22 protein-coding genes are annotated in these 21148 nt (G+C 73.7%); 6 read left to right on the top strand and 16 right to left on the bottom strand.

What is annotated here, in order from left to right; all coding sequences use genetic code 11:
• Nucleotides 1-7: 7 nt before the first annotated feature.
• From CRP52_RS29445 to CRP52_RS38570, 7 genes are read right to left on the bottom strand one after another with little or no spacing between them, the layout of a single operon-like run.
• Entirely contained in the window at nt 8-778 is a 771-nt protein-coding gene (locus tag CRP52_RS29445) for a thioesterase II family protein (RefSeq protein ID WP_097239158.1), read from the bottom strand.
• Nucleotides 775-2502 carry a non-ribosomal peptide synthetase gene (locus CRP52_RS29440; RefSeq protein WP_097239157.1) on the bottom strand — a complete coding sequence of 576 codons (1728 nt, stop codon included), beginning with the start codon at nt 2500-2502 and terminating at the stop codon, nt 775-777. Before CRP52_RS29440 ends, CRP52_RS29445 begins: the two co-directional genes overlap by 4 nt.
• Nucleotides 2495-3532, bottom strand: a complete 1038-nt coding sequence (locus tag CRP52_RS29435) for a TauD/TfdA family dioxygenase (RefSeq protein ID WP_097240435.1) — start codon at nt 3530-3532, stop codon at nt 2495-2497. The genes CRP52_RS29440 and CRP52_RS29435 overlap by 8 nt, the downstream gene beginning before the upstream one ends.
• Before the next feature lie 26 nt (nt 3533-3558).
• Nucleotides 3559-4401 carry a dimethylargininase gene (gene ddaH / locus CRP52_RS29430; protein WP_097239156.1) on the bottom strand — a complete coding sequence of 281 codons (843 nt, stop codon included), beginning with the start codon at nt 4399-4401 and terminating at the stop codon, nt 3559-3561.
• A 4-nt stretch (nt 4402-4405) separates the two neighbouring features.
• Nucleotides 4406-4618 carry an MbtH family protein gene (locus tag CRP52_RS29425; protein ID WP_097239155.1) on the bottom strand — a complete coding sequence of 71 codons (213 nt, stop codon included), beginning with the start codon at nt 4616-4618 and terminating at the stop codon, nt 4406-4408.
• Nucleotides 4615-4938 (bottom strand): hypothetical protein, encoded by a 324-nt coding sequence (locus CRP52_RS29420; RefSeq protein WP_097239154.1) that lies wholly within the window; start codon nt 4936-4938, stop codon nt 4615-4617. The genes CRP52_RS29425 and CRP52_RS29420 overlap by 4 nt, the downstream gene beginning before the upstream one ends.
• 11 nt (nt 4939-4949) lie before the next feature.
• Nucleotides 4950-5117 carry a hypothetical protein gene (locus tag CRP52_RS38570; RefSeq protein ID WP_179852962.1) on the bottom strand — a complete coding sequence of 56 codons (168 nt, stop codon included), beginning with the start codon at nt 5115-5117 and terminating at the stop codon, nt 4950-4952.
• A 251-nt stretch (nt 5118-5368) separates the two neighbouring features.
• On the opposite strand from CRP52_RS38570, the gene CRP52_RS29415 reads away from it, so the two are divergent.
• Both CRP52_RS29415 and CRP52_RS29410 read left to right on the top strand, forming a co-directional pair.
• Nucleotides 5369-6346, top strand: a complete 978-nt coding sequence (locus CRP52_RS29415) for a helix-turn-helix transcriptional regulator (RefSeq protein ID WP_097239153.1) — start codon at nt 5369-5371, stop codon at nt 6344-6346.
• Between the two features lie 152 nt (nt 6347-6498).
• Nucleotides 6499-9474, top strand: a complete 2976-nt coding sequence (locus CRP52_RS29410; protein ID WP_257032912.1) for an AfsR/SARP family transcriptional regulator — start codon at nt 6499-6501, stop codon at nt 9472-9474.
• A 34-nt stretch (nt 9475-9508) separates the two neighbouring features.
• Here CRP52_RS29410 and CRP52_RS29405 read toward each other — a convergent pair whose 3' ends face one another.
• Nucleotides 9509-9688: a hypothetical protein gene (locus CRP52_RS29405; RefSeq protein WP_097239151.1), complete on the bottom strand. Its 180-nt coding sequence runs from the start codon at nt 9686-9688 to the stop codon at nt 9509-9511.
• A gap of 293 nt (nt 9689-9981) precedes the next feature.
• Between CRP52_RS29405 and CRP52_RS29400 the strand changes: the two genes are divergently transcribed.
• Complete coding sequence (locus CRP52_RS29400) at nt 9982-10992, top strand: permease (RefSeq protein WP_373560533.1); 1011 nt, start codon at nt 9982-9984, stop codon at nt 10990-10992.
• Nucleotides 10989-11864, top strand: a complete 876-nt coding sequence (locus tag CRP52_RS29395; RefSeq protein ID WP_097239150.1) for a TIGR03943 family putative permease subunit — start codon at nt 10989-10991, stop codon at nt 11862-11864. Before CRP52_RS29400 ends, CRP52_RS29395 begins: the two co-directional genes overlap by 4 nt.
• A 2-nt stretch (nt 11865-11866) precedes the next feature.
• Here the strand turns inward: CRP52_RS29395 and CRP52_RS29390 are convergent, their stop codons facing one another.
• From CRP52_RS29390 to CRP52_RS29355, 8 genes are all read right to left on the bottom strand, one after another.
• Nucleotides 11867-13006: a GTP-binding protein gene (locus tag CRP52_RS29390; protein WP_179852961.1), complete on the bottom strand. Its 1140-nt coding sequence runs from the start codon at nt 13004-13006 to the stop codon at nt 11867-11869.
• Nucleotides 13007-13019: 13 nt separating this feature from the next.
• On the bottom strand, nt 13020-13439 hold the full coding sequence (locus CRP52_RS29385; protein ID WP_097239149.1) for a Fur family transcriptional regulator: 420 nt from the start codon (nt 13437-13439) through the stop codon (nt 13020-13022).
• 16 nt (nt 13440-13455) lie between these two features.
• Nucleotides 13456-14298, bottom strand: a complete 843-nt coding sequence (locus CRP52_RS29380; protein WP_097239148.1) for a metal ABC transporter permease — start codon at nt 14296-14298, stop codon at nt 13456-13458.
• Nucleotides 14295-15200 (bottom strand): metal ABC transporter permease, encoded by a 906-nt coding sequence (locus tag CRP52_RS29375; RefSeq protein WP_257032911.1) that lies wholly within the window; start codon nt 15198-15200, stop codon nt 14295-14297. The genes CRP52_RS29380 and CRP52_RS29375 overlap by 4 nt, the downstream gene beginning before the upstream one ends.
• Nucleotides 15191-16039, bottom strand: a complete 849-nt coding sequence (locus CRP52_RS29370) for a metal ABC transporter ATP-binding protein (protein ID WP_257032910.1) — start codon at nt 16037-16039, stop codon at nt 15191-15193. Before CRP52_RS29370 ends, CRP52_RS29375 begins: the two co-directional genes overlap by 10 nt.
• The gene (locus CRP52_RS29365) at nt 16036-16986 is read right to left on the bottom strand and encodes a metal ABC transporter solute-binding protein, Zn/Mn family (RefSeq protein WP_097239147.1); all 951 of its coding nucleotides are present in this window, start codon (nt 16984-16986) and stop codon (nt 16036-16038) included. Before CRP52_RS29365 ends, CRP52_RS29370 begins: the two co-directional genes overlap by 4 nt.
• Nucleotides 16987-17135: 149 nt before the next feature.
• Nucleotides 17136-18557 (bottom strand): phytoene desaturase family protein, encoded by a 1422-nt coding sequence (locus tag CRP52_RS29360; RefSeq protein ID WP_097239146.1) that lies wholly within the window; start codon nt 18555-18557, stop codon nt 17136-17138.
• A 171-nt stretch (nt 18558-18728) separates the two neighbouring features.
• A complete protein-coding gene (locus CRP52_RS29355) occupies nt 18729-19148 on the bottom strand; it encodes a TOBE domain-containing protein (protein ID WP_097239145.1) in 420 nt (139 codons plus the stop codon).
• Nucleotides 19149-19269: 121 nt separating this feature from the next.
• Here CRP52_RS29355 and CRP52_RS29350 point away from each other — a divergent pair, with 121 nt between their 5' ends.
• Together CRP52_RS29350 and CRP52_RS29345 are read left to right on the top strand one after the other, a co-directional pair.
• On the top strand, nt 19270-19623 hold the full coding sequence (locus CRP52_RS29350) for an ArsR/SmtB family transcription factor (protein ID WP_097239144.1): 354 nt from the start codon (nt 19270-19272) through the stop codon (nt 19621-19623).
• A gap of 111 nt (nt 19624-19734) precedes the next feature.
• On the top strand, nt 19735-21105 hold the full coding sequence (locus CRP52_RS29345; RefSeq protein WP_097239143.1) for an MFS transporter: 1371 nt from the start codon (nt 19735-19737) through the stop codon (nt 21103-21105).
• Nucleotides 21106-21148: the final 43 nt, after the last annotated feature.

Raw genomic sequence — 21148 nt, 5'->3', positions numbered from 1 at the left:
CCGTTCGTCAGAGGGCGGCGGTGGCGGGAGACGTGAGCGAGGCGATCCGGGTCGGAAGGTCGCGCCAGGTCTCGGGCGTGTAGAAGTGACCTCCCGGCAGGACGTCGTGGCGGAACGCACCGCTGGTCAGGCCCGCCCAGCGGGAGGCGACGTCGTCCCCGATCACCGGGTCCCGGTCGCCGGAGAACACCTGGAGCGGCACGTCGATCCGGGTCCCCGGGGTGTAGCGGAAGGTGTCCCGGGCGCACAGGTCGGCACGCATCAACTCCACGGCCATCTCGGTGAGTTCGGGTTCATCGAGGACGTGCTCTGGCAGCAGGCCGTGGGTGCGCATCCAGTCGAGCAGCTCGTCGTCGCGCTGCCCCTGCGCCAGGAAGCGGTCCCGGTCGGTCACCCCCCGGTCCGGGGCGTTGCAGGCGGAGACGACCAGGGCCTGTGGCGCGGGGACGCCCGCCGCCGCGAGCCGGGCGGTGACGTCGAAGGCCATCCAGCCGCCCATGCTGTGGCCGAACAGGACGTACGGTCCCTGCGCCGCGACCGAGGCGACGCCCTGCGCGGCGTCCGCGGCGAGCTCGGTCCACGTCTGCGCGTACTCCTCGGCGAAGCGCCCTTCACGCCCCGGGTAGCAGATCGCCACCAGGTCCACGTCGTGCGGCAGCGCCGGGATCCAGGAGTGGTAGGTCGCGGTGCCGCCGCCGCAGAAGCCGAGGCACACCAGGGTGCGGGCCGGGTCACGGCTGTGCTTCAGGCGCACCACGGTGGTGTCCGGGGCGCTCACGAGACCGCCCCCGCACGGACCGACTCCGCGTGGCGGGCCAGGTCGCTCAGCCGGGGGAACCGGTAGACGTCCTTGGTCCGCAGCACGATCCCGGCCTCCCGCTTGAGGCGGGAGACCACCCGCAGCGCCACCAGCGAGTGGCCGCCGAGGGCGAAGAAGTTCTCGTCCGCGTGGACGGTTTCGCGGCCGAGCACATCGGCCCAGACGTCGGCGATCAGCCGTTCGAGCTCCGTCCGGAGAGGCTGGGCGGCGGTGTTCGGCACCGACGTGACGGCGGGCAGCGCGGCGGTGTCCACCTTGCCGTTCGGGGTCAGGGGCAGCGCGTCCATCCGCACGAGGACGGACGGTACGAGGTGCCCGGGCAGCGTGGCGGCACAGTGGGCACGCAGTTCCTCACCGCTCACCCTCCCTCCCGGTGCCTCGACGTAGTAGGCCGCGAGGAAGGTGTCCCCGTCCGGGCCCGAGCGCGGCGCGGCAACGGCCGCGGTGACGTGGGGGTGCGCGCGCAGCCGGTCCTCCAACTCGCCGGGCTCCACCCGGAACCCACGGATCTTGACCTGGCGGTCGGTGCGGCCGAGGAACTCCAGTGCGCCGTCCGGCCGGCGCCGGACCTCGTCCCCCGTGCGGTACATCCGGGTGCCGTCGGCGGCGAACGGATCCGCGACGAACCGTTCGGCGGTCAGTCCCGGCCGTCCGACGTACCCGACGGCCACGGCCGGACCGGCCAGGTACAGCTCTCCCGTGGTGGCGGGCCTGAGCGCGCCGTCGAGCACATGGGCGCGCACGTGGGCCAGGCTGTCGCCGAGGCGTGGGGCGTCCCCGGTGATGCGGGTCGCGGTGGCGTCGACGGTGCATTCGGTCGGGCCGTAGAGGTTCCACGCCTCCGGCGACTCCGACCGGGCCAGCGACCGCCACAGCTGCTCGGGCACCGGCTCGCCGCCGAGCAGCAGCCGCAGGGCCCGGCCGGGCCGCAGCCGCGGACCGATCAGCTGCCAGTGGGACGGGGTGGAGTCGAGGTCCGTCACGGCGTGCTCGTCGAGCAGCGCGTCCAGCCGGCCGGGGTCGGTGCGGTCCTCGTCGGTCAGGACGACCAGGGTGTCCCCCCGGCAGACCCTGACCCACTGCTGCACGGACGCGTCGAAGGACAGGCTGGCGTTCCATCCGACCACCCGGTGCCCGGTCGGGTAGACGCCGCGCTCCTCCAGGCCCGCCACCAGTGCGGCGACACCCGCGTGCGCGACCTCCACCCCCTTGGGACGTCCGGTCGACCCGGAGGTGTAGATGACGTACGCCGGGGCGGACGAGTCACCCACGGCGTCCTCCGGCTCCTCGTCCGGCCGGCCCGGCTGGTGGGGGCTCAGCACCGGCAGGCCGTCCGCCCACGAGGGCCGGCCGGTGTCCGAGATCACCGCGCGCAGTCCGGCGTCGGCCGCGACGAAGGCGAGCCGGTCATCGGGGTACGCCGGATCGAGCGGCACGTAGGCGGCGCCCGCCCGCCAGACGGCCAGGGGGGCCACGACCCAGTCCGTTCCCCTGGGCACGCTCACCCCCACCCGGTCGCCAGGGCCGATGCCGAGCGCGCGCAGCGCCCCGGCCAGCCGGGCCGTGCGCTCGCCCAGTTCGGCGAAGGTGAGGGTCCCGTCGGCGCCGTGCACGGCGGCCCGGTCCGGGAACGACCGGGCGCTCTGCACGAACCGGCGCACCAGGGCCTGCGGGTCAGCCATGGGACACCGCCGTGGTGGCGGTCGCGCGCGGGGCGACGATCGGTGCGCAGTCGTACACCGAGACCGGCTCGCCCATGGCGACCACGATCCGGCGCTCGCCCCGGAAGGGGTCGCGGGCGTGCGCGGTCAGGACGTTGTCGACCAGCAGGAGGTCGCCCGGCTGCCAGGCGCGGCGCACGGTGGCGTTCTCGTACGCGGTGTTGATGCTCTCCAGGTCCGCCGCCGTGAGCGGGATGCCGTCGTCGATCCCGGTGTCGAACGGAAGCCCGTCCGGCCCGAGTTCGTCCAACAGGACTTCGCGGATCTCGTCGTCCAGGGAGAACCGGCTCCAGAACGCCAGGTGGTTGAACCACACGTCCTCTCCGGTGTGCGGGTGCCGGACGACCCCGGGCCGCAGCTGGCTGGTGCGCAGCCGGCCGTCCGCATCCCAGGCGCAGGAGATGTGGTTCTCTGCGCAGTACTTCTCGACCTGCTCGGGGGACTCCGTCCCGAACGCGGACTGCCAGGCGACCGAGAGGCTTTCCGAGTAGGTGCGGGTCAGGATCCAGCCGGACGCGCGCATCCGCTCGACCAGCTCGGCCGGAAGGGTGCGCAGCACCTCGCGGCAGTCGGCGACCGGGGTGGCGCCGCCCTCCTCGGGCGCGGTCAGGCAGCCGAAGAGCAGCAGCCCCGGGAAGGTCAGGGTGTAGCTGTTCTCGTTGTGCGGCCTGATCGCCTGTCCGGCGGGCAGGTCCGTGGAGGAGAAGACACCGCCGCCGAAGTCGCTGCGCGGAGTGGCCTTCTCCCGGTACGGGGTCGCCCGCGGGATCAGCTCGTCGCGGACCAGGGCGAAGTCCTCCACGCTGCGGACCGGCAGCCCGCGCAGGTACACCGCCCCGTGACGGTGCAGTCCGGCCCGCAGGTCGTCGTGGTGGTCCGCGAGCCAGGCGCGGGCTTCGGCCGCGTCGGCCAGCTCGGGTGCCTGGACGGTGGCGGGGGCACCCGGTTCCGTGCGCCAGTCGAGGGCGCCGCCCCGGGGGGCTCCGCTCACCGGTGAGCTGTCCGTCGGTACGCCGGTCACTGCGCACCGTCCGGGGCCGGTGCGGCGTGGCGCAGTTCCAGGGTGCAGCACTTGACGCTGCCGCCGCCCTTGAACAGCTCGGAGAGGTCGACGCCGATCGGCTCGAACCCGCGCTCGGCCAGCCGGGCCATGAGGTCGCGCGCGGTCTGGGACAGCAGCACGTGGCGCCCGTCGGAGATCGCGTTGAGCCCGAAGGCCTCGGCGTCGGCCTCGGTGGCGAGGAGCGCGTCGGGGTACAGCGAGCGCAGGATCTCGCGGGACTCCGGCGAGAAGGCGCCCGGGAAGTACATGATCTCGTCGTCGTCGAGCACGGCGAGCGCGGTGTCCAGGTGGTAGAAGCGCGGGTCCACCAGGGTCAGGCTCACCACCGGGGCGCCCAGCACCTGCTCGGCCTCGGCGTGCGCGGCCGGGTCGGTGCGGAAGCCGGTGCCGGCCAGGATCCGGTCGCCGACGACCAGGTAGTCGCCCTCGCCCTCGTTGACGTGGCGGGGGGCGTGCACCTCGGTGTAGCCGTGCTGTTCGAACCACGCCTGGTAGGCGGGCGCCTCGGCGACGCGTTCGGCGTGCCGGAACTTGGCCACCAGGACCCGGTCGTTCAGGACCGTGGCGCCATTGGCGGAGTAGACCATGTCGGGCAGGCCGGGTACGGGTTCCACCAGTTCGACGGTGTGACCGAGCTCCTGGTAGAGGGCGTACAGCCGCTCCCACTGCAGGACGGCCAGCGCCGTGTCGGTCGGCTTGGCCGGATCCATCCACGGGTTGATGCGGTAGTCGACGGTGAAGTGGGAGGGGCGGCACATCAGGTAGTGCCGGGGGCGGGCGGTGCGCTGGATCGGCATCGGATCACGCCTCCTTGAGGGCGGCGATCAGGCTCGCCGGGCGCAGGTCGGTCCAGGTGTTCTCGATGTGGTCCAGGCAGTCCTGCCGTCCGGCCGGGCCGTGGGTGGCCGTCCAGCCCGGGGGGACCGCGAGGGAGGCGGGCCACAGGGAGTGCTGGTTCTCCTCGTTGACCAGGACGAGGTAGGTGGCGTCCTCGTCCTCGAAGGGGTTGGTCACGGATGCTCCTCTTGCGTCGTGTGACGGATGACGTCGTGTCGAAGGGATGGGTCGCCGGCGATGCGCCAGCCGCTGAGCGGAGGTGAGATCGCGAGCGCGCGGCGGCAGATGGCCAGCGCGGCGTCTCCGGCGGTCAGTCCGGGCGTCGCCACGGTGAACATCCCGAGGCGGATGCCGTGCGGGCGAACCTGCACGCTGACGTGCTCCAGGCGTTCCCCGGGGGCTGCCGCGGCCCAGAGCAGATCGATGATCCGGCGGCGGTCCGGCGGGCGGACCACGACCGGGTCGGCGGGGGTGAGCGCGATGAGGGTCAGCTCCACGCCGGGCTGCGTCAGTCCCAGATGAGGCCGTCGGCGGCCACGGCCGGTCCTGCCGCGTGGAGCGCCCCCGCGGCGCGCACCTGCGGGTGCCCCTGCCCACTCGGCTGCCCGGCGACGGCGGTCGCCAGGACGATGGCAGCGGCGCAGGCCGCACGGACGACGTGGATGCGAGAAGTCATGGCGGTGCCCTCATCGGAAGTGGGAGAGAGGTGGCCGGGTGAGCCCCCGGCGGGCGCCCGGCACCGGCCGGGGCGACGTGTCCATCCTCGCCGCCCGGACTCCTCCGGGGGAACGGGTTCAGGACCGGCAAAACCGTCCAGGCCGCTTTGTGACATCCGCTCACCTGCGTAGACCTGGCCGTGTATGGCTCGTAGATGCCCGGCGGGCAGGCTGGACGCGGATCCACCGGGTGACCACAGGAGGGAAGGCGGTGTCCGTGACGCTCTGCCTGGAGACGCTGGACCAGACGGTGTACGAAGAGATGCTCAGCCACACGGCGCTGGGCGTGGACGAGCTCGCGGCCAAGCTGGACGTCGGGCCCGACCGCATCCGCGACTGCCTCGACAGGCTGTTCGCGCTGCAGTTGGTCCAGGCGTCCTTCGAGGCCCCCAGCAGGTTCACCGTCGTGGACCCGGTCCTCGGGATGCAGCGGCTGCTGGAGCAGCAGCACGAGGAACTGGTCCGGAGCCACCGCCAGGCGGCGGGCAGCCAGCAGGCCCTGATCAGGATCCTGGCCGGCGCGGGCGGCGGCGCCCAGCAGGCGGACGGCGTCGAGCGGCTGGCCGGACTCGATGCGGTGCAGCGGCGGCTGGAGCGCCTGGCCCTGGAGGCCGGGAACGAGATCCTGACCCTCATGCCCGGCGGGCCCCAGTCCCCTGCCTCGCTGGAGGCCGCGCTGCACAACGACGCCCTCGTCCTGCAGCGCGGCGTGGCGATCCGCACCATCGGCCTGGACGCCGTCCGCGGCGACGCCGCGACCCTGCGCTACACCCGCGCCCTGGTCGAGCGGGGCGGTGAGTTCCGTACGGCCGCCGCGCTGCCGACCCGCATGGTGGTGGTCGACCGGGCGTACGCCCTGGTGCCGATCGATCCCGGGGACAGCCGCAAGGGCGCGCTCTTCCTCTCCGCACCGGGCATGATCGCCCCGCTGCTCGCCCTGTTCGAGCGGGAGTGGGGAGCGGCCGTACCACTCGGCAGCGACACGTCCGATGCCTCGTACGTGCCGAACGAGCAGGAACGTTGTCTGCTGGCCCTCCTCGCGCAGGGCCACACCGACGAGTCGGCCGCGGGCCAACTGCACATCTCGGCCCGCACCGCCCGGCGGATCATGGCGTCGATCATCGAGCGGCTCGGCGCCCGCAGCCGCTTCGAGGCCGGCCTGCGCGCGGCCCGGCTCGGCTGGGTCTGACCGTTCCCGGCCCGTGAGCAGGAGCCACCCGACGGGTGACGTGTCAATGTCATGATCTTGCCCCTTAGGATGACGACACCGGCGTGCACCCAGAACTGGAGACCAGCCGCCGGTGAGAGCTGTGCAGCCTCGGGGGGACTGTGGAATTCTTCGTGCTCGGACCTGTGGGCATGCGCATCGGCGGGCCCGTCGTCTCCGCCGGCCCGCCCCAGCAGCAGGCGACCCTGGCCGCGCTGGCTCTCCGTTCGGGCCATGTGGTTCCCCTCCACGAACTGATCACCGCCGTGTGGGGCGAGGCGGCACCGGACTCCGCGGTGATGATCCTGCGGACGTACGTGTGGCGGCTGCGCAAGCTCCTGGAGGCCGGTGGCCTCGATCCGCAGGTGCTGGCGTCCGCGAACGACGGCTATCGGCTCACGGTGCCGCCGGCGTCGGTCGATGCCTCCCGGGTCGAACAGCTGGCCGCGGACGCGGCGCGCGCTCGCGAGGCGGGCCGCTACGACGCGTCCGCCGAGTCGCTGGCCGAGGCCGTTTCGCTGTGGCGGGGAGAGCCGCTGGCGGGGGTACCGGGGCCGTTCGCGCAGAACCAGCGCTCCCGCCTGTCCGAGCTGCGCCTCCACCTGCTGGAGGAGCGCTTCGACCTCGACGTCCTGCGGGGGCGGCACGCCCAGGCGGTCCCTGAACTGACCGGCTTCATCCACGAGGAGCCACTGCGCGAGCGGCCGTACGGGCTCCTGATGCGCGCGCTGTACGCCGCCGGGCGTCAGGGCGACGCCCTGGCCGTGTTCGCCAGGGCGCGCGAGGTGCTGGCGGACCAACTCGGGCTGGACCCGGGCCCCGAACTCCGCGCGCTGCACGGCCGGATCCTGGCCTGCGACCCCGAACTGGCCGGCCCGGCACCGGCACCCGCCGGCACCGGGGCGGCGTCGGCGCGGGCGGAGGCCGGCGACGCCCGGGAAGCGGGTCCGCCCCCCTTCGTCCGCCCGGCCCAACTCCCCGCCCGCATCGCCGACTTCACTGGCCGGACCGCCGAACTCGCCACCCTGTCGGACGCCCTCGCCGACCGGGACCGCACCGCCCTGGCCGTCGCCACCGTCAGCGGGATGGGCGGCATCGGCAAGAGCGCGCTGGCCCTGCGGGTGGCGCATCAGGTCAAGGAGGAGTTCCCCGACGGCCAGCTCTACGCCGACCTGCGCGGCACCGGCACGGACCCGGCCGATCCGGGAACGGTCCTGGCCAGTCTCCTCGCCGCCCTGGGAGTGCCTCGGCGGGAGATACCCGGCTCATTGGACGACCGGGCCCGGCTGTTCCGGACGGTCCTCGACGGACGCCGGGTGCTCCTCCTGCTCGACGACGCGCGCGACACCGCCCAGGTCAAACCCCTGCTCCCGGGGTCCGCCCGGTGCGCGGTGATGGTGACCAGCCGGGCCCGCCTCGCCGGCCTGCTGTCGGGCAGCCACGTCCAGCTGACGGAGTTCAGCCCGGCGGAAGCCCTGGGCCTGCTGAGGAAGATCGTGGGCCCGGAGCGGATCGACCGGGAAGGGCCCGCCGCGGCCGCGCTCGTCGGCGCGTGCGCCCAACTGCCGCTCGCGGTGCGCATCGTGGCCGCACGGCTGGCGGCCCGGCCGGGCTGGACGGTGGCACACCTCGTGGGCCGGCTGGCCGACCAACGGCGACGACTGGCCGAACTGCGGGCCGACGACCTGGCGGTCGCCGCCGTCTTCGAACTCGGCTACCGCCAGCTGACGGACCGACAGGCGGAGGTGTTCCGTCGGCTGGCCTCCGTGGCCCGGCCGAGCATCGGCCTGGCCGCCGCGGCCGCGGCGCTGGACCTGGCGGAGGCCGACGCGGAGACGCTGCTGGAAGCGCTGGTCGACGCCGCGCTGCTCGAATCGCCGGAACCCGGCCGGTACCGGCATCACGAACTCGGCCGGGACTTCGCGCTGAACCTGACCGGGCCGCACACCGATCTCCCGGACGAGGACGACAGCGTGGTGCAGCGTCGCCTGCTCCACCACCTGATGGGCATGGCCGCCGAGGCTTTCCAGCGGATCGTGCCCGGGGACCCGGTGCACAGCACGTTCACCGCCACGACCGCGGAGCCGGGCGACGAACGGCTCGGGGACCTGGCCGAGGCCCGGGCCTGGGTCGTCGCGGAGTTCGACTTCGCGCTCCATGCCGTCCAGCTCGCGCTCCGACGGCAGGACGGCGCCGAATCGGAGCTGCTGACGGTGGCCGCCGACCTCCTGGTGGCCCTCAGCTCGTTCGGCCAGGACATCCCGTACGCACGCATCGCCGTCACCGCCGAGGCACTCGCCCGGGCCGCGGCGCTGAGCGGGAACCACCGCGCGGCCGGACGCGCCCGATTCATCTGCGGCAACGCGGCCCTCCAGGCCACCCGGTTGACCCACGCGCGCGCCAACTCCCACCTGGCGGTGGAGGCGTGCCTCCGGGCCGGCGACCGCGCCATCCTCCAGCAGGCGTACAACGACCTGGGCGTCATCGCCCAGTTCGAGCAGCGCTACGACGACGCGGCCGAGTGCTTCGACCGGGCGCTCGCCCTGGCCCGGGAGCAGGGGCACCGCTCGGGCGCACTGACCATCACGCTCAACGCCGCACTGGCCAGGATCCGCGGCGGTCGCGCCGCCGAGGCGCTGCCCGCCTGCGAGGAGGCGCTGGACGCGCTGCGCGCGCTGGCGGACCACCACGGTGTCGCACACGCGCTGTGCGTCCGCGGCCAGGCCCTGCACGAACTGGGCCGCCTGCACGAGGCGCTGGCCACCTACGAGGAGTGCCTCGACCTCTGCGAGACCGTACGGATACCGGGCCAGCAGGCACAGGCACGCTACCGGTACGCGGACACCCTGAACGCTCTCGGCCGTACCGAGCCCGCGCTGGACGCGGCGGCCAAGGCGGTGGCCCACCTTCGCACCGTGCCCGACCGTTACCGGGACCAGGGCTACGCCCTGCTGATCCACGCCCGCATCTCGCTCGACGCCGGCCACCGTGACGACGCGCTGACACACTCCCGCGAGGCGCTGGAGGTCTTCACCCGGGCCGGACTGCCCGAGGCCGCGCAGGCGCGCCTGATCCTGGACACCGCCGCTGCCCCGCTTCCGGCGGTCTGAGCCGGAGATCGCAGCGGGCGGCGTCCGGACGCCGTCAGGCCTTGGTGTTGAACTCCGAGGTCCCCTTGTCGGACCGCTCGGCCGAAGAAGCCGGTCGCGTGTCACCGGAGTGGCCCGTGTCGGCCACGGTTCCCAGGACGGCCAGGACGGCGGCCAGGGCGGCGGGAACGAGGAAGGCCAGACGGTGCGGGACGGACTTCTGGATGCGCTGCACGGGGGATCCCTGTCTGTTCGTCCAGGAGCCCGTGGGTGACACCTGGCGTGCGAGTTGTTCTGCGACCGACTATCGCAGGGCGCCATCTACGTCTCATATACGCGCCGAGCACGGGGCCGTCGCACGGCCGGGAGCGTCACCCGCGCCCACAGGTCACCGATCGGGTGAACGGCGCAGAAGACCTAGATGAATATGATTATCACCGCTACTCTGTCCCCGGCTCCCCGGACATGACGGTGAGCAGACAGGTCTCGTCGGCGGATCGGCGGCGAGTGGGCTGAGGGGCGGTCACCTTGGTGGAGACGAGTCTCGGCAGCGTCCGGCACCTCCCGGTGGCACCGGCGGAAACCCCGCCACCACGCTGGAGGTCGGCGCTGCTGATCGGAGTACCGGCGGTCGTGGCGGCGGCCGCGTTGGTAACGGTGTGGGACGCGGGGGGTGTGCAGACCTGGCGGACGGTCATGGTCGCAATCGTCGTGCAGGGCGCGCCGTTCCTGGTGCTGGGCACCGTGGTGTCGGCCGCGATCGGGGCGTTCGTCCCGGAACGGGTGTTCACCCGGGTGCTGCCGAAGAACCCGGCGCTCGCCGTGCCGGTGGCGGGGGTGGCCGGCGCCGTCCTGCCCGGCTGCGAGTGTGCGTCCGTCCCGGTGGCCGGCAGCCTGATGCGGCGCGGAGTGGCCCCGGCAGCCGCCCTGGCCTTCCTGCTCTCCGCGCCCGCGATCAACCCGGTCGTCCTGGTCGCCACCGCGATCGCCTTCCCCGGCAAGCCGGAGATGGTGCTGGCCCGGCTGCTGGCCTCGCTCGCCACCGCGGTCGTGATGGGCTGGCTCTGGGTGGCGTTCGGCCGGCCGGAGTGGCTGCGGCTGCCGAAGAGCTCGGCCGGTCACGGCGAGGGCGGCGCGCGCAACCCGCTGGAGGAGTTCCGGCGCGGGCTGCAGCACGACTTCCTGCACGCCGGCGGCTTCCTGGTGGTCGGCGCGGCGGCCGCGGCGACGTTCAACGTGCTCGTCCCGCCGTCGGTGCTGCGGATCTTCGCCGACTCGCCGTGGCTGGGCGTGCCCGTCCTCGCCTTCCTCGCCGTCATCCTCGCGGTCTGCTCCGAGGCGGACGCCTTCGTGGCCGCCTCCCTCACCGGCTTCTCCCCCACCGCCCGGCTCGCCTTCATGGTCGTCGGCCCGATGGTCGACCTCAAGCTGATCGCCCTCCAGTCGGGCGCGTTCGGACGCGCCTTCGCGCTCCGGTTCTCCAGCGCGACCTTCCTGGTCGCCGTCCTCGCCAGCATCGTGATCGGAGGCGCGCTGTGAAGGCCACCACTGTGAAGGCCACCGTCCGGGGGCTCGCCCCGTCCCTGCTCGTCGCGCTGGTCGGCGCGGCCCTGCTGCGGATCACCGTCGGCAGCGACGTGTTCCTGCAGTACGTCAAGGAGGGCCTGCGGATCCCGCTGATCGCCTCGGGGATCGTGCTGCTCGGGCTCGGGATCGCGGGCGTGGTGCGCCGCGTGACCGCCAACCGGCAGGAGCCGGTGATGCGGTTCGGGCGGGACGCCGAGGGCAACGCGGTCTGGCTCCGGCCCGTCACGGACGACGGACACGGACACGGACACGGGAAGGGGCACGATCACGACCACGGCCCGCGCGTGGCCTGGCTGCTGGCCGTCCCCGCCGTGCTGCTGCTCTGCCTCACCCCGCCCCCGCTCGGCTCGTTCACCGCCTCCCGGGACGGCACGGACGCCGTCGTCGAGCCGGCGAGGTACACCGACCTGTCCGAGCAGCCGGCCGCCCCGGGCAGCGCGGCCGGTGCCTCCGGTGCTTCCGTCACGCTGCCGACGCCGATGTCGCTGACCGAGTTCATCGGCCGCAGCCGCGACCCGCAGAAGAGCCTGGCCGGCCGCAAGGTCCGCCTGACCGGCTTCGTCTCCCCCGGCGCGCAGCCCGGCGAGTGGTACCTCAACCGGCTGGTCGTCAGCTGCTGTGCGGCCGACGCCAGGAGGCTGCGCGTCCTGGTGCACGCCTCCGGCCCGGCCCCCGCCGCCGACAGCTGGGTGGACCTCACCGGCACCTGGAAGCCCACCCCGGACGCGCCCGCCACCGCCGCGCCGCGGATCGATGTCACCGAACAGCACGCCGTCCCCCAGCCACGTGCCCCCTACCGGGACATCCCGCCCGCGGACCAGTAGGCCTAAACGGGGCAGTCGCCGTGCGCCTCCCAGGCGGGGAACGGGTCCTCATCCCGCAGAATCGGCTCGCCGTCGGCCAGCAGGCAGGCGGTGAGCCGGTCGTGCAGGGCGTCGGCGTTCAGTGCGGTGCCGATGAAGACCAGTTCCTGGCCTTGGCCGTCCGCGTGGACGCCGGCGGGCTCGAAGCGGGCGACGGAGCCTGCCTGGGACCAGAGGCCGGTGACGTGCGGGCGGGTGGCCAGGCGGAAGAAGCCCTTGGAGCGCAGGACGGTGCCGTAGGCGCCGCCCTCCAGGTCCTCGGTGACGAACTCCCAGAGCCGGCCGGGGTGGAAGGGCCGCTCGGCGCGGAACACCGTGCTGGAGATGCCGTACTCCTCGGTCTCGGGGATGTGGTCGCCGTTGAGTTCGGCGACCCAGCCGGGGGCCTGCTGGGCGCGCTCGACGTCGAAGCGGCCGGTGCCGAGCAGTTCGGCCGGGTCCACCCGGCCGTGCCGGACCGGGACGATCCGGGCGGCGGGGTTGAGCCGGGTGAGGGCGGCCCGCAGCCGTACGGCTTCCTCCTCGCCCACCAGGTCGAGCTTGTTCAGGACGATGACGTCGGCGAACTCGACCTGGTCGATCAGCAGGTCGCTGACGGTTCGTTCGTCGTCCTCGTACTGGTCGAGGCCGCGCGCGGCCAGCTCGTCGCCGCGGGCGAGTTCGGGCAGGAAGTTGGCGGCGTCGACCACGGTGGCCATGGTGTCCAGGGCGGCGACGTCGGTGAGCGTGGCGCCGTCGTCCCGGGCGAAGGAGAAGGTGGCGGCGACGGGCATCGGCTCGGAGATCCCACTGGACTCGATCAGCAGGTAGTCGAACCGGCCGTCCCGGGCGAGCCGGTCCACCTCCTCCAGCAGGTCGTCGCGCAGGGTGCAGCAGATGCAGCCGTTGGTCATCTCGACCAGCCGCTCCTCGGTGCGGGAGAGCGCGGCTCCGCCGTCGCGGACCAGCGCCGCGTCGATGTTGATCTCGCTCATGTCGTTGACGATCACGGCGACCCGCATGCCCGCGCGGTTGTGCAGGACGTGGTTGAGCACGGTGGTCTTGCCCGCGCCGAGGAAGCCGGACAGGACGGTGACGGGCAGGGGGCGGTGGGTGGTGGTCACTCGGTTCGCTTTCCTAGTCGACGGTGGTGCAGCCGGCGCAGACGCCGGCGAGTTCGACGGTGTGGTGGACGTCGCCGAAGCCGGACTCCTCGGCGATCCGGGCGGCCCAGGCCTCGACCTGTTCGGAGTCGACCGCGAGGCTGCGACCGCAGCGGCGGCAGACCAGGTAGTGCTGGTGGTGGGCCTCCGGCCGGTGACGGTAGAGGCGCTCGCCGGAGTCGTCCCGGACGATGTCCGCGAGACCGGCTCCGGTGAGTGCGGCCAGGGCCCGGTAGACGGTGCTCAGACCGACCGCACCGCCCTCCGTGACCATTCGCCGGTGCAGCACCTGGGCGCTGACGAAGCCGGGGCTGGCGGCGAGCGACTTCCGGACGAGCGCCTGCTGCGGTGTCGACCGCCAGGCCGGCACCGGTGTCCGTCGGGTCCTCGTCACGTCGTCCCTCCGCCGGTCAGGCCGTGGCCCGGCGAGTCGCCCGGCGGACGGCCGGGCGGACCAGGGCGGAGGCGCCGTAGCAGGCCGCCGCGATCGCCATGATGGCGAAGCTCGGCGGCAGTCTGGGCGCGGCGGCACTCAGTGCGAGACCCGCCCACAGTTCCAGCACGGCGAGGGCGGCGGAGAGTGCGAGGGCCCGGTACGGACGGTCGGTCAGGCGCAGGGCGGTACCGGCGGGCGCGGCCAGCAGGCCGAGCAGCAGCAGGGAGCCGACCGCCTGGGTGGCCTCGGCGGCGCAGGCACCGACCAGGGCGAGGAAACCGAGGCCGAGCGCGCCCGTCCGCACCCCGCGCGCGGTGGCGACGGCCTCGTCGAGGGTGGCGAACAGCAGCGGCCGGGCGATCAGCAGCGCGGCCGCGCTGACCGCCACGGCGACCAGGACGGCCATCGCGGTCTGGGCGCCGCTCAGGCCGTAGATGGAGCCGAACAGGACGCTGATGCCCGCGTTGCCCTGGGTGGTGCTGCGATGGGTGGTGTAGAGGGTGAGGAAGAAGGTGCCGAGGCCGAGGATCCAGGAGAACAGGGTGCCGATGACGACGTCGTCGGGCCGGCCGCGCCGGCCGAGGAGGCCGAGCAGCAGGGCGACGCCGATGGTGGCGGCGAACAGGCCGAGCCGCAGGTCGTAGCCGCCGGCGAGGGCCGCCATCGCGCCGGTGAAGGCGACGTGGCTGAGGGTGTCGCCGGTGAAGGTCTGGGCGCGCAGCACGAGGAAGTAGCCGACCAGGCCGGAGGCGAGGGCGATCGCGGTGCCGGCGAGCAGGGCGTGCTGGAAGAAGGCCTGGTGGAGGACGCTGGTCATGCGGGTGCTCCTGTCGGCAGCGGGGCGCGGCCGAGGAAGCCCGCCACCGCGCGGGCGAGGTGGGCGAGGAGGTACCCGGCGAAGGCGAAGGTGGTCACGAAGAAGCCGAGCGGGTAGGGCCGGTAGAACGCGGCGATCAGGCCGAGCCAGCAGGCGGCGAGGGCGAGCAGGACCCCGAGCAGCAGGCCGAGGGCCGGACGTGCGGTGAGCACCTGGGCGGTGGCGGCCGGGATGACCAGCAGCGCGAACACGAGCAGGCTGCCGGTGATCTGGCCGGCCTCGGCGGCGGCCGCGCCGAGCAGCAGCAGGAAGCCGAAGCCCAGCAGCCGCACGGGCACTCCGCGCGCGGCGGCGACCTCGCCGTCGAGCGAGGCGAACAGCAGCGGCCGCCCGATCAGCGCCAGCAGGGCCAGCACGGCCGCGCCGACGACGCTCAGCACGATGACCTGCTCGGTGGTGATGCCGAGGAAGGTGCCGAACAGCAGCGCCTGCGGGCCGCCGAGCAGCCCCTTGTACAGGGTGACGAACAGGAACCCGCAGGCCAGCGCGAAGGCCTGCACGGTTCCCGTCCCGGCGGACTCCTCGACGACGCCGGCCCGGCCCCGGTCGCGCAGCAGGGCGATGACGAACGCGCCGCCCAGGCAGGCGCCGAGGTAGCCGAAGGTGGTGGAGATCCCGAGCAGGGTGGCGAGGGCGGCGCCGGGGAAGGCGACCAACGACAGGGTGTGGCCGGCGAAGGTCTGGCGGCGCAGCACCATGAACCAGCCCACGGCGGCCGCGACGACGGCGACGACGGCGCCGGCCCGGAAGGCGTTGACCATGAAGGGATAGGCCCACATCTGCTGGAAGTCGGTCACCAGGTTCCAGGAGAAGGCCGGTGAGGCGGTGTCGGCTAGCAGCACGGGCCACAGCTCCTGCAGTCCTCCGGGACGCCGACCACGACGAGCCGTCCGTCGGCGGTGCGCAGGACGTCGACGGGCGCGCCGTATAGGCGGCTGAGGGTGTCCGAGGTGATCACCTGCTCGGGCCGGCCGGTGACGGCCCGTCCTTCGGCCAGGTACACCACGCGGTCCAGGTGGTGGAGGATCGGGTTGACGTCGTGGGCGACCATGACGACGGCGACGCCGTCCTCGCGGCAGATCCGGCCGAGCAGGGCGGCCATGGCGCTCTGGTTGGGCAGGTCGAGGCTGTCCAGTGGCTCGTCGAGCAGGAGCAGGCGCGGGCGGGTGACCAGGGCCTGGGCGAGCAGCAGCCGCTGCTGTTCGCCGCCGGAGCACTGCCCGATCGGCCGGTGCGCGTAGCCGGTGGCGCCGACCGACGCGATGGCCTCGTCGATGCGTCGGCGTTCGGCGCGGCGGCGGGCGCGGCGGATTCCGGGCAGCGGGACGCCCCAGCGGTGGCCGTCCAGGCCGAGGCGCACGACGTCGATGCCGCGGATGCGGACGCCCGGGTCGAAGCTGCGGCGCTGCGGGAGGTACCCGATGTCCGCGCGGGCCGGGACGCGCACCGCGCCCGCGGCGGCGGGGTGGGCGCCGAGGAGGGTCCTGACGAGGGTGGACTTGCCGACCCCGTTGGGGCCGAGGATGGCGGTGAACTCCCCGGCCCCGACGGTGAGATCGACGTCCGACCAGAGCGTTCGGCCGCCCACCCGCACGGCCGCGCCGTGCAGCTCCAGGACCGGAGCGGGGGTGGGGGCCGGGGCCTCGGTGGCCACGGCGTGCTCGACCGGTGCGATGGTCACTTGCCGGTCGCCTGCTTCAACGCGTCGGCGATGCCCTGGAGTTCGGTGATCTGCCAGTCCTGGAAGGCGGCGCCGGCCGGGGTCGGGGTCTCGGTGACGGTGGCGACCGGGATGCCCTGGGCCTTGGCGGCTTCGACCTGGGCCTTGACGTCCGGGGTGTCGTTCTGGCTGTTGTAGACGTAGACCTTGATCTGCTTGCTCTTGATCTGCTCGTCGGCGGTCGCCTTGTCGGCGGCGGTCGGGTCGGTGCCCTCGCTGACGGCGTCCAGCAGGCCCTCGGGGGTGACCAGTTTGAGGCCCAGGCCCTCGGCGAGCGGGGTGACGATCGACTCGGAGGCGCCGATCGGGGTGCCGGCGTACGTGGCCTTGATGTCGGCGATGAGCCGGTCGTACGGGGCGAGGGTCTTGCCGAGGAAGTCGGTCTTGTGCTGGTCGAAGTAGCCGGCGTCGGCCGGGTCGAGCTTCTTGAGGTCGGCGGTGATCCGGTCGACCACCTTGTGGACGCTTTCCGGGGAGTACCACTGGTGCGGGTTGCCGCCCTCCTTGACCCCGACCAGGTCGCCGACCTTGAGGGCGGCGCGACTCGGCGCAGGATTGGCGGCTATCAACTTGTCGGACCAGGCGTCGTAACCGATGCCGTTGGTGATGACGTACTGCGCGCCGGCGACGGTGCGGCCGTCGGCGGCGGTGGGCTCGTAGTCGTGCGGGTCGGCGTCGGGGTTGCTGATGATGTTCGTCACCTTGACGTGGTCGCCGCCGAGTTGGGCGGCCAGCGAACCCCAGAAGCTCTCGGCGGCGGCGACCTGGACGACCTTGCCGGAGCCGCCGGCGGTGTCCTGGGCCGGGGTGCTCTTGGCCGGCGCGGTCGAGCAGGCACTGGTGGCGGCCAGCGCGGCGACCGCGACGGCGGCGAGTCTGACGAAACGGGCAGGCAGGGCAGTACGCATGGTGGGGCGCTCCTCGCGGATGGGAGAGGGGGAGACGAGGCCACACACTAGATGGAAACGGTTTTCATCACCAGCCTGTTTAGGCAAATATGAAAATCATTACCGAACTTTGACCTCGCCCACGGCGGGTTCCGTGGCCCGCCGGTCCGTCAGCGGCTCGCGAGCCACTTCAGGGCCGATTCGGCCGCGTGGAAGCCGGCCATGCCGTGGACGCCGGCGCCCGGTGGGGTGGCGGCGGAACAGAGGTGGACGCCGGGCACGCCGGTGGCGTACGGGTCGGCTGAGAGGCGCGGGCGCAGGGCGAGTTGGCGTGCGGTGTTGGCTCCGCCGGTGATGTCGCCGCCGACCTGGTTGGCGTTCTCCGACTGCAGCCGGGCCACCGTGCGGACGGCCCGGGCGCGGATGCGGGTCCGGAAGCCGGGGGCGAAGCGCTCGATCCGGTCCAGCACCGCCTCGGTCGCGTCGCCCCGGTAGCCGTGCGGGACGTGGGCGTAGGCGTAGACCGGGTGGAGGTCCCCGGCCGAGCGGGACGGGTCGGCCAGGTACTGCTGGCCGACGAGTACGAAGGGCCGGCGGGGCATCCTGCCGCGGAAGGTCGCCTCCTCGGCGGCGGCGACCTCCTCGAAGGTGCCGCCGAGATGGACGGCGCCCGCGGACCGGCAGTGCTCGTCGGTCCACGGGATGCCGCCCTCGACCGCCAGGTCCACCTTGAAGGCCGCCGGGCCGTACCGGTAACGCCGGTAGGCGCGGGCGGTGCGGGGCGGAAGGCGGTCGCCGAGGATCCGGGCGGCGGCGTGCGGGCCGGTGTCCAGCAGGACGAGGTCGGGCCGGTCGAGTTGTTCGAGGTCGAGGACCTCCGCGCCGGTCTCGACGGTGCCGCCGAGCCGTGCCAGCAGCCGCGCCATCGCGGTGGTGATCGCCTGTGAGCCGCCCTCCGCCACCGGCCAGCCGTGGGCGTGGCCGACGGCGATCAGCATCAGGCCGATGGCACTGCTGAACGGCGTGCGCAGCGAGCTGAAGGCGTGGGCCGCCGCCCCGCCGAACAGGGCCCGGGCCTGGTCGCCGCTCCACCTCCCGGCCGTCCAGGAGGCGGGCAGCAGGGCCTGGGCGCCGAACTCGGCGAGGGCGAGCGGCGAAGCGGGCAGGTGCAGGACGGGGCGGAGGACGTCGTCGGCGAGCCGGTCGAAGCGGCGCGACAGGCGGCCGAACACCCGCCGCCACGTCCTGGCGTCTGCCGGAGGCATCTGCCCGGCCGTCCGGTCCAGGTCGCGCCACAGCACTCCGGCGGCGCCCGGGTCCAGCGGGTGGGCGAGCTCCACCGGGGCCCAGCGCCAGCGCAGGCCGTACTCCGCCAGGCCCAGCGACCGCAGGAACGGCGAGGCGACGCCGGTGGGGTGGAAGGCGGAGCAGTCGTCGTGGATCAGCCCGGGCAGGGTCCGCTCACCGGACCGGGTGCCGCCGCCGATCGTCTCCCGCGCCTCCAGCACCCGGACCCGGACGCCCGCCTGTGCGAGGCGGATCGCGGCGGCGAGCCCGTTCGGCCCGCTGCCGACCACCACGGCCGTCGTCATGGCGTCGGTCCCGTCCGTCTCCCCGAATGCGGGGCTCGCAGCTGCGAGGCGGTTTCTCGCGCCCGCCCCCGGAATGCCAGGAGGAACGGGGGAATTCCGGGGAAACGCCGGGGCAGCGGGAATTCCGGCCGCATTTCCATCGGCTGCGCCGGCGCCCTCGGCGGGCGCATTTCAGTCCGTGGCCAGGGCCACCTCGGTGGCCTTGATGAGGGCGACGACCGAGGATCCGGCGCTCAGGCCGAGCTCGGCCACCGCCTCCCTGGTGACGGCCGCCGTCAGCTCGCCGCCGGTGACGGCGACCTTGACGGTGGCCATCGCGGCGCCCGCGGACACCTCGGTGACCGTGCCGGGCAGCTGGTTGCGGATGCTCAGGCCGCCCACCGGGCCGGTGGCGAGCGCCACTTCGGTCGACTTGACCACCGCCCGCACGGAGCTGCCCTCGGCCAGGCCGAGGTCCTGCACGGCGTCGGCGGTGACGGCGGCGGTGATCTCCTGGCCGCCGTCCAGGCGCGCCTTGACCGTCGCCATCGCCTCGCCGGTGGTGACCGAGGTGACCGTCCCCGGGATCTGGTTCCGAATGCTCAGGCTCATGGGTCGACCTCACGAAAAGGAGAACGGTCGGTTCAGGGGTTCGGGGTTTTCCGGGAATCACTGTACTACCGACCCGAATTCCGGTCCGCTGCACGGAATTCCCGTACCCTACGATGTGCACATGAGCGCAAGCACGCACCTGGCAGGTGCGCACGATTCGCAGGAGCAGGCCGACGAGCGGCTGGAGGTCGCCGCCGCCGTGCTCGCGCTGCTCGCGGACCGCACCCGGCTGGCGCTCCTGCAGCGCCTCGGCGAGGGCGAGGCCGATGTCACCACCCTGACCGAGATGAGCGGCGCGGCCCGGCCCTCGGTCAGCCAGCACCTGGCGAAGCTGCGGCTGGCCGGTCTGGTCGCGACCCGCAAGGACGGCCGCCGGGTGGTGTACTCGCTGCGCCACGGCCACCTGCGCCGGCTGGTCGACGAGGCGCTGAGCGTCGCCGACCACCAGATCGGTGCGCTGCCGCCGCACGACTGACCGTACGGGTAGCCCCGCACCGGGGGGATCACCAGACAATGGGTGCACAAGTACGCACATGTTGGCTAGGCTGGTGGTGTCTCACCGCACCGCCGACCGGGGACGGGCCCGATGCTCGCCGTACTGCGCAACCGCACCTACCGCCACCTGTTCACCGCCCAGGTCGTCGCCCTGGTCGGAACCGGGCTGGCCACCGTCGCACTGAGCCTGCTCGCGTACCGGATCGCCGGGAACGACGCCTCGGCCGTCCTCGGCACCGCGCTGGCGATCAAGATGGTCGCCTACGTCGCCATCGCCCCGCTGGCGGGCGCGCTCGCGGACCGAATACCGCGCCGGGCCCTCATGGTCGCGATGGACCTCACCCGGGCCGGCGTCGCCGCCACGCTGCCCTTCGTCACCCAGGTGTGGCAGATCTACCTGCTGATCCTCCTGCTCCAGGCCGCCTCCGCCGCGTTCACCCCCACCTTCCAGGCCACCATCCCCGAGGTACTGCCCGCCGAACGCGACTACACCGACGCGCTTTCGCTCTCCCGCCTCGCCTACGACCTGGAAAGCCTGTTCAGCCCCGCGCTCGCCGCCGGCCTGCTCGCCCTGGTCTCCTACGGCTGGCTGTTCGCCGGCACCACGGCGGGCTTCCTCGCCTCCGCCGCCCTCGTCGTCTCCGCCGCCCTGCCGAAGCCGAAACCCGTCGAGCGGACCGGCGGGGTCCACGCCAGGGCCGCCTTCGGCACCCGGCTGTTCTGGGCCACCCCCCGGCTACGGGCCCTGCTCGCCCTGGACCTCGCGGTCGCGGCCGCCGGGGCCATCGTCTTCGTCAACACCGTCGTCCTCGTCCAGGGCCACTTCCACCGCAGCGCGGGCGCCGTCTCCCTCGCCCTCGGCGCGTACGGCGCCGGGTCGATGGTCACCGCGCTGCTGCTGCCCCGGGTACTGCGACGACGCGGCGACCGCGCCGTCATGCTGCCCGCCGCGTACGCGCTGCCGCCGGTGCTCGCCGCCGTCGCGGCCGTCACCGCGGCAACGGCGGACCTCTGGACCTGGACGGCGCTCCTGGCGGCCTGGGCGGCGATCGGCGCCGCCTCCTCCGCGGTCCTCACCCCCGGCGGCCGGGTCATCCGCCGCTCCGCCGCCGACGCCGACCTCCCCGCCGCCTTCGCCGCCCAGTTCTCCCTCTCCCACAGCTGCTGGCTGCTCACCTACCCCCTCGCCGGTTGGCTCGCCGCCGGTGCGGGCCTGCCCGCGACCGCACTCGTCCTCGGCGCCGTCGCCCTGGCCGGCAGCATCGCCGCCACTGCCGTCTGGCCGCGCCGCGACCCCACCAGCCTCGGCCACCTCCACCACGACCTGCCCGCCGGCCACCCGCACCTCGCCGACGCCCGCCCCACCCCGGACGGCTGGCGCCACGGCCACGACTTCGTCATCGACCACCTGCACGACCACTGGCCCCGCCCGGCGGCACAACGGCCCACCGCCGGCGTCTGACCCACGGCCACCGGGCCACCGGGCCTGTCCGCCGAGGGGTTCG

The organism is Streptomyces sp. 1331.2 (genome assembly GCF_900199205.1).
Classification (GTDB): domain Bacteria; phylum Actinomycetota; class Actinomycetes; order Streptomycetales; family Streptomycetaceae; genus Kitasatospora.
The sequence above is the reverse complement of the archived record's forward strand: the minus strand, read 5'-3'. Positions and strand labels throughout refer to the sequence as shown.

What these genes read in the sequence shown, in the direction of transcription:
- ddaH (WP_097239156.1), bottom strand. Translation starts at nt 4,401, where the DNA reads ATGCCGATCCAGCGCACCGCCCGCCCCCGGCACTACCTGATGTGCCGC.
- CRP52_RS29365 (WP_097239147.1), bottom strand. Translation starts at nt 16,986, where the DNA reads ATGCGTACTGCCCTGCCTGCCCGTTTCGTCAGACTCGCCGCCGTCGCG.
- CRP52_RS29345 (WP_097239143.1), top strand. Translation starts at nt 19,735, where the DNA reads ATGCTCGCCGTACTGCGCAACCGCACCTACCGCCACCTGTTCACCGCC.
- CRP52_RS29380 (WP_097239148.1), bottom strand. Translation starts at nt 14,298, where the DNA reads ATGACCAGCGTCCTCCACCAGGCCTTCTTCCAGCACGCCCTGCTCGCC.
- CRP52_RS29360 (WP_097239146.1), bottom strand. Translation starts at nt 18,557, where the DNA reads ATGACGACGGCCGTGGTGGTCGGCAGCGGGCCGAACGGGCTCGCCGCC.
- CRP52_RS29355 (WP_097239145.1), bottom strand. Translation starts at nt 19,148, where the DNA reads ATGAGCCTGAGCATTCGGAACCAGATCCCGGGGACGGTCACCTCGGTC.
- CRP52_RS38570 (WP_179852962.1), bottom strand. Translation starts at nt 5,117, where the DNA reads ATGACTTCTCGCATCCACGTCGTCCGTGCGGCCTGCGCCGCTGCCATC.
- CRP52_RS29440 (WP_097239157.1), bottom strand. Translation starts at nt 2,502, where the DNA reads ATGGCTGACCCGCAGGCCCTGGTGCGCCGGTTCGTGCAGAGCGCCCGG.
- CRP52_RS29350 (WP_097239144.1), top strand. Translation starts at nt 19,270, where the DNA reads ATGAGCGCAAGCACGCACCTGGCAGGTGCGCACGATTCGCAGGAGCAG.